This is a genomic window from Vibrio sp. ZOR0018 (assembly GCF_963865925.1).
Lineage (GTDB): Bacteria > Pseudomonadota > Gammaproteobacteria > Enterobacterales > Vibrionaceae > Vibrio > Vibrio anguillarum.
On the sequence record NZ_CAWMCN010000118.1, the window covers coordinates 319,327 to 325,941 of the forward strand.

At 46.2% G+C, this 6,615-nt stretch carries 6 protein-coding genes; 5 read left to right on the forward strand and 1 reads right to left on the reverse strand.

Going from position 1 to position 6,615, the window contains the following annotated elements; translation table 11 throughout:
• Positions 1-47: 47 nt before the first annotated feature.
• On the reverse strand, positions 48-557 hold the full coding sequence (locus tag AACR75_RS13095; RefSeq protein WP_017042300.1) for a DUF2062 domain-containing protein: 510 nt from the start codon (positions 555-557) through the stop codon (positions 48-50).
• Positions 558-563: 6 nt separating this feature from the next.
• Between AACR75_RS13095 and AACR75_RS13100 the strand changes: the two genes are divergently transcribed.
• From AACR75_RS13100 to kdsB, 5 genes are read left to right on the forward strand one after another with little or no spacing between them, the layout of a single operon-like run.
• Positions 564-2,807 (forward strand): DNA internalization-related competence protein ComEC/Rec2, encoded by a 2,244-nt coding sequence (locus tag AACR75_RS13100; protein WP_081989660.1) that lies wholly within the window; start codon positions 564-566, stop codon positions 2,805-2,807.
• A 32-nt stretch (positions 2,808-2,839) separates the two neighbouring features.
• Positions 2,840-4,588 carry a lipid A ABC transporter ATP-binding protein/permease MsbA gene (gene msbA / locus AACR75_RS13105; protein ID WP_013856533.1) on the forward strand — a complete coding sequence of 583 codons (1,749 nt, stop codon included), beginning with the start codon at positions 2,840-2,842 and terminating at the stop codon, positions 4,586-4,588.
• A gap of 3 nt (positions 4,589-4,591) precedes the next feature.
• Positions 4,592-5,599, forward strand: a complete 1,008-nt coding sequence (gene lpxK / locus AACR75_RS13110; RefSeq protein WP_047687982.1) for a tetraacyldisaccharide 4'-kinase — start codon at positions 4,592-4,594, stop codon at positions 5,597-5,599.
• Positions 5,580-5,759, forward strand: coding sequence for a Trm112 family protein (locus AACR75_RS13115; RefSeq protein ID WP_013856535.1), 180 nt, complete (start codon positions 5,580-5,582; stop codon positions 5,757-5,759). Before lpxK ends, AACR75_RS13115 begins: the two co-directional genes overlap by 20 nt.
• On the forward strand, positions 5,759-6,511 hold the full coding sequence (gene kdsB / locus AACR75_RS13120) for a 3-deoxy-manno-octulosonate cytidylyltransferase (protein ID WP_017045182.1): 753 nt from the start codon (positions 5,759-5,761) through the stop codon (positions 6,509-6,511). Before AACR75_RS13115 ends, kdsB begins: the two co-directional genes overlap by 1 nt.
• Positions 6,512-6,615 lie beyond the last annotated feature (104 nt).

Below are 6,615 nucleotides of genomic sequence, written 5' to 3' on the forward strand. Positions count from 1 at the left end.
CGTTTTACATGCTCAGTTGTATAGCCAGTCTCAATCTCTTGAAGCTTTTATCTCGTTTGGCGCTTTTGCCAGCTTCTTACGACAGAATAGCGCCATAAACCGTGAATGCCGAAGTAGCCGATTATGGCGGAGATCACTCCACACATCATGCAACCCAAAAGGAATGGCGGACCAATGGTACTCATTTGTTGCATGATAAAATGCCAAGAGAGTTCAAAGTGAAATGGTTGTGGTGGTGTTTGCATTACCCATGCGCCAAGCTTGTAGGCGAAGTAGAACAGCACTGGCATGGTGATGGGGTTGCTAATCCAAACCAAGGCTACAGAGAGCGGTAAATTGACGCCGCACATAATGGCAAGGCCAGCGGACATGATCATTTGACTCGGAAGTGGAACAAAAGCCATGAACAAACCTACGGCGAAGGCACCTGCTGCTGAGCGGCGGTTCAAACACCATAAATTGGGGTTGTACAGCACATTGCCAAAAATTTTTAATGCCTTCTGACGCTTAATCACTTCATGGTTAGGCATAAAACGTTTGATGAACTTTCTTGGCATCGTGACATGACTCTCTTATCTAATTACTGGACCCTAGCTTCGTTTTCGCTAACCGCCATTTCTGCTTCTTATTGGCCTTGGATGCCAGATTGGAAATGGAGTATGCCTCTATTCGCCATTCTCATACTCTCTGTCGGTTATAGAAAACTGCGCTTTCTCTCAGGAGTAACAATGGCTTTAATGGTCATTGTGATCAGCGGGAACTTATTACGTGAGCAGTCCAACACTATTTTTCAGACAGGTTCGGATATTACCATAAACGGACAGGTTAACAGCTTTTTTAGACAAATTACTCATGGTTATGAAGGAACAATTTCGATTCGATCAATCAATGGTCAAACCTTAGGCATTTTTTTGCGGCCCAAGGTGCGATTAATTGCTCCTTTACCGTTGAAGTATGGTGACGTGGCTGAATTCTCCATCACAGTAAAACCTATCTTTGGTCGGTTAAATGAGACCGGGTTTGATGCAGAGGCGTACTCTTTGAGCCAAGGTATTGTGGCTCGTGCAACGGTTAATAATGGACAGTCTTATCGCATTGAATCATTGCCAGAATGGCGAGCACAATGGTACCAGAAGATCAAAACCTGGCTCGCTGATGATCCCAATCTTGGTATTTTAATGGCGCTTACGTTTGGTGAGCGTAGTGATATTTCAACGGCACAGTGGAAAGCATTACGAGACAGTGGGCTGATTCATTTGGTTGCCATTTCTGGTCTGCACATTGGCATCGCGTTTGGTTTTGGTTATAGCCTTGGGCTCGTATTGATGCGTTTGCATCATCGCATGGGGTGGTCGCCATTCGTCGTAGGAAGCTTGTGCGCACTAGGCTATGCTTGGTTGGCTGGCTTTACCTTGCCCACTCAACGCGCGCTCATCATGTGTTTGCTCAATGTGGCGATGATTGTCCTCAATGTCCGTATCAATACGTTGCAGCGACTGCTTATGACGTTATCGGCGGTGCTGCTTATCGATCCTTTTGCTGCGTTATCCAGTAGCTTTTGGATGTCCTTTAGTGCTGTCTCGGTTGTGTTCTACCAACTTTCTCTACCTCAAACTAATCGATTTTTTTTATGGCGTTTATTGACGATGCAGATTGGGTTAGTGCTGTGTATGCTTCCGGTAACCGCTTATTTTTTCGGTGGGGTCAGTACCAGTGCGGCGCTCTATAACTTAGTGTTTATTCCTTGGTTCAGTTTTGTGGTGGTTCCGGCGATCTTTGTTGCTTTAGTGTGTACGGTTTTGACTTTTGATGGCGCACCTATGGTGTGGCATTGGGTGGCCAAATTACTCATTCCAGTTGATTGGTCAATACATTATTCAAGCCTCAGTTGGTTTCCTATTTCTGGGTCTGTTTTGGCTCTGTTGAGCAGTGCTCTGTTGCTGTTTGTGTTTTCACCGTTGATCTCGCGTTTTGCACTTGCGGTTTACAGCCTCATTGTGATGGTTTCTTGGCTCACCATTCCGATAAAAACAGGTTGGCGGATTGATGTGTTAGATGTTGGGCATGGGTTGGCGGTGTTGATCGAAAAAGAAGGACGCTACGTGCTTTATGATACTGGTGCAAGTTGGCAAGGCGGTGATCACATCCAGGCAACAGTTGCCCCCGTGTTAAACAAACGGGGAGCTACGCAATTAGACGGGTTGATTTTGAGTCACTTGGATAACGACCATGCAGGTGGAAGAGCGGAAGTTGAGCGTGTTTGGCAGCCCAAATGGAAACGTGCTAGTCAAATGATAGCGGGTTACCAACCTTGTATTGCTGGCGAACAATGGCAGTGGCAACAACTCTCTTTTGATGTTATCTGGCCACCAAAAACTGTAGCGCGGGCTTACAATCCTCACTCTTGTGTGATTCGAATCTTTGACCCAAATACCGGTTTTTCAGTGCTTTTACCCGGGGATGTGGATGCTATGAGTGAGTGGTTACTTGCGCGAACAGAGCAATCCTTACAAAGTCATATCCTGCTTGTACCACACCACGGTAGTAGGACATCTTCTACTGTTGCTTTGATTAGTAAGGTTAATCCTGAGGTCGCTATTGCCTCGCTCGCCAAAGGCGGACGCTGGCAATTACCTTCCGCACAGGTTGTTCAACGCTACCAGCAACATGGAGCAAACTGGTTGGATACGGGTGAAGCAGGGCAAATTAGCGTTATTTTTGGCATGCAGAATTATCAAGTTAGCAGCTTGCGTATCTCTCACTCTCAGGCTTGGTATAGGCAGATGCTCCGTAACGAGGTAGAATGAGCGCAATATTTTCTTAAAAACAAAGCATTTCTATGTCACTCAATACTGACGAAACCACTTGGCAAACCTTCAAACGCCTGTGGACCTATATCCGCCTATATAAATCTGGCCTAGCAGTTGCGGTTGTCGCATTGATTATCAATGCGGTCTCTGACACCTATATGGTGTCATTACTTAAGCCTCTTCTAGATGAAGGATTTGGTAATGCGGAATCCGATTTTTTGCGAGTGCTGCCTTTTATTATTTTGGGGATGATGGCGCTGCGTGGTTTAAGTGGCTTTGTCTCCTCGTACTGCTTGAGCTGGGTTTCTGGCAATGTTGTGATGTTGATGCGTCGAAAAATCTTCAATCAATTCATGCACATGCCTGTCAGTTTTTTTGATAGAGAATCAACGGGTGGTCTGTTATCACGTATCACCTATGATTCAGAGCAAGTGGCTGGGGCGACCAGTCGTGCATTGGTCAGCATTGTTCGCGAAGGTGCGAGTATCATCGGCCTATTGACCTTGATGTTTTGGAATAGCTGGCAGTTATCTTTGGTATTAATCGTGGTTGCGCCAGTGGTTGCGATGGGGATTGGTATTGTCTCTAAACGTTTTCGCAAGATCTCAAAAGGGATGCAGACCACCATGGGTGATGTGACCTCTTCAGCAGAGCAGATGCTAAAAGGGCACAAAGTCGTACTGAGCTATGGTGGACAAGACGTAGAGCGTAAACGTTTTGACCATGTCAGCAATCAAATGCGTCAACAAACAATGAAGCTGGTTGCGGCGCAGTCCACTGCTGACCCTATCATTCAAATGATTGCTTCTTTAGCACTTGTTACTGTGCTGTTTTTAGCCAGCGTTGATTCTATTCGTGCCGAATTAACACCAGGTACTTTTACGGTGGTGTTCTCGGCAATGTTTGGCTTGATGCGACCACTGAAAGCGTTAACGAGTGTTACCTCCGATTTCCAACGTGGTATGGCGGCCAGCCAAACATTATTTGAGCTGATTGATTTAGAAACCGAGCGCGACACTGGTCAGTTTGAAGCCGAAAAAGTACGTGGTGACGTTAGAGTTCAGGATGTGACCTTTACTTATCAAGGTAAAGAAAAACCAGCGCTGTCTCATGTGAGCTTTGAGATTCCTCAAGGTAAAACGGTCGCGCTTGTTGGGCGTTCTGGCTCAGGGAAAAGTACTATCGCGAGCCTCTTGACTCGTTTTTATGATGTCGATTCAGGTGCTATCTATCTAGATGATCATGATATTCGCGATTATAAACTGAAGAACTTGCGCACCCACTTTGCGCTGGTTTCGCAAAATGTTCACCTCTTCAACGATACCATTGCCAATAATATTGCTTACGCGGCAGAAAATGAGTATACGCGTGAGCAAATTGAGCACGCGGCTAGGCTTGCTCATGCCATGGAGTTTATCAATAACATGCCTGATGGCTTGGATACCATGATTGGTGAGAATGGAGCCAGTTTATCGGGTGGTCAACGTCAACGAGTAGCGATTGCACGAGCGTTATTACGTGATGCACCCGTACTTATCCTAGATGAGGCGACTTCTGCGTTGGATACAGAATCTGAGAGAGCGATTCAATCAGCACTTGAAGAGCTACAAAAGAATAAAACGGTATTGGTCATTGCGCACCGCTTGTCGACGATTGAAGAAGCCGATGAAATTCTGGTGGTCGATGAGGGTGAAATTATCGAACGTGGTCATCATGCTCAGTTAATTGCACAAGATGGGGCGTATGCCCAACTACATCGAATTCAATTTGGTGACTAATCAGTGATTGAAAAAATCTGGTTCGGACATCACCCAGCGTGTTTTTTGTTGTGGCCACTGTTGTGGCCACTGAGTGTCTTGTTTCTGTTGGTCAGTCAAGCACGTAAGCGAGCATTCCAAGCGAACAAAAAAGAGCGCTATAAGGCTCCCGTTCCTGTGGTGGTGGTGGGTAATATTACGGCGGGTGGTAATGGTAAAACACCGTTGGTTGTATGGTTAGTGGAAGCTTTACAAGAACAAGGTTTCAAACCAGGAGTTGTTTCGCGTGGGTATGGTGGTAAAGCTCCGATTTATCCATTAGTGCTGCAAAGTGACACGCCAACCACTCACTGCGGTGACGAACCTAAATTGATTCACCAGCGCACGGGTGCTCCGGTTGCTGTTGCACCAAAGCGCTCACAAGCAGTGCAAGCCCTGCTTCCGTTGGGTGTTGATGTGATCATCACTGACGATGGCCTTCAGCACTATGCATTGGAGCGTGATCTCGAATTTGCAGTCGTGGACGGCGTTCGTCGCTTCGGTAATGAGCAGTTCATGCCTTTAGGTCCGTTAAGAGAGCCACTCTCTCGGTTAGCGGAAGTTGATTTTATTGTGACTAATGGCGGTCAAGCTCAATATGGCGAATTGGCTATGCACCTTTCACCTAGCTTAGCCGTTAACTTAGTGACAGGTCAGCAAGCGCCAGTGAGCCAGTTAGCTGCATTAGTGGCTTTTGCTGGCATTGGTTATCCCACGCGCTTTTTCAATACATTAGAAGCTTTAGGTGCAAAGACGGTATTGACCCAAGGTTTTGCGGATCACCGAGAGTATCAATATTCAGAATTAGAGGCGCTTGCGCAACATGGAGCAAACGTCATCATGACAGAAAAAGACGCAGTGAAATGTGCGGCCTTTGCACAAAAAAACTGGTGGTATCTTCCCGTTTCTGCGCAATTTAGTTCGCCAGATGAAAGGCGTATTTTGGACAAAATAAAAGAGGTAATGGAGTCATATGGATCACCGTCTGCTTGAAATTGTAGCTTGCCCTGTATGTAAAAGTAAGTTGACTTATGATAAAGAAAATCAAGAGCTTATTTGTAAGTTAGATCGTTTGGCCTACCCAATAAAAGAAGGGATTCCTGTGTTGCTTGAGCCAGAAGCGCGCAGCATGACGATGGATGAGGGGCGATAATGGCTTTCACCGTTGTTATCCCTGCTCGTTATCAGTCAACTCGCTTACCTGGCAAACCTTTGGCTGATATCGGCGGTAAACCCATGATTCAGTGGGTTTATGAGCAAGCGTTACAATCGGGAGCTGAGCAGGTCGTTATTGCTACTGATGATGCTCGTGTTGAAGCGGCTGTCCATGCGTTTGGTGGCAATGTTTGTATGACATCATCACATCACGAGTCCGGTACTGAGCGTTTAGCCGAAGTGGTGAAATTAATGGGCATTGCCGATCACCACATTATTGTTAACGTACAAGGTGATGAGCCACTCATTCCACCGAGCATCATCAAGCAGGTCGCTAACAATTTAGCCAACAGTAGCGCGCCGATGGCGACTTTAGCGGTTGAAATTACTGATCAAGCTGAAGTGTTTAACCCTAACGCGGTTAAAGTGGTAACAGATCAAGAGGGTTACGCGCTGTATTTCAGCCGTGCGACAATTCCTTGGGATAGAGACAATTTTGCAGCTGGTGGTCAAACGGTGATTCAGCCATTGCTACGTCATATTGGTATTTACGCTTATCGGGCTGGTTTCATCAATACTTATATCAACTGGCAACCCAGTGTACTTGAGAAAATTGAGTGTTTAGAGCAGCTTCGAGTGCTGTGGTATGGTGAAAAAATTCACGTTGCCGTTGCTAAAGAAGCACCACCTGCAGGGGTAGATACACCAGAAGATTTAGAGTTAGTGAGAGCGATAGTAAGCCAACGTTAGCTAAAAAAGGAGCAATTATGCTCCTTTTTATTGTCACCCCTAAACCACCGCCTTGGGCGGTGGTGATTGAACCTTGGGGCTATTGCCCGCAGAAGTGCCCATGT

Bases quoted from the DNA above. Each gene is read 5' to 3' on its own strand.
- AACR75_RS13100 (WP_081989660.1), top strand. From the start codon at position 564: ATGACTCTCTTATCTAATTACTGGACCCTAGCTTCGTTTTCGCTAACC.
- AACR75_RS13115 (WP_013856535.1), top strand. From the start codon at position 5,580: ATGGATCACCGTCTGCTTGAAATTGTAGCTTGCCCTGTATGTAAAAGT.
- msbA (WP_013856533.1), top strand. From the start codon at position 2,840: ATGTCACTCAATACTGACGAAACCACTTGGCAAACCTTCAAACGCCTG.
- kdsB (WP_017045182.1), top strand. From the start codon at position 5,759: ATGGCTTTCACCGTTGTTATCCCTGCTCGTTATCAGTCAACTCGCTTA.
- AACR75_RS13095 (WP_017042300.1), bottom strand. From the start codon at position 557: ATGCCAAGAAAGTTCATCAAACGTTTTATGCCTAACCATGAAGTGATT.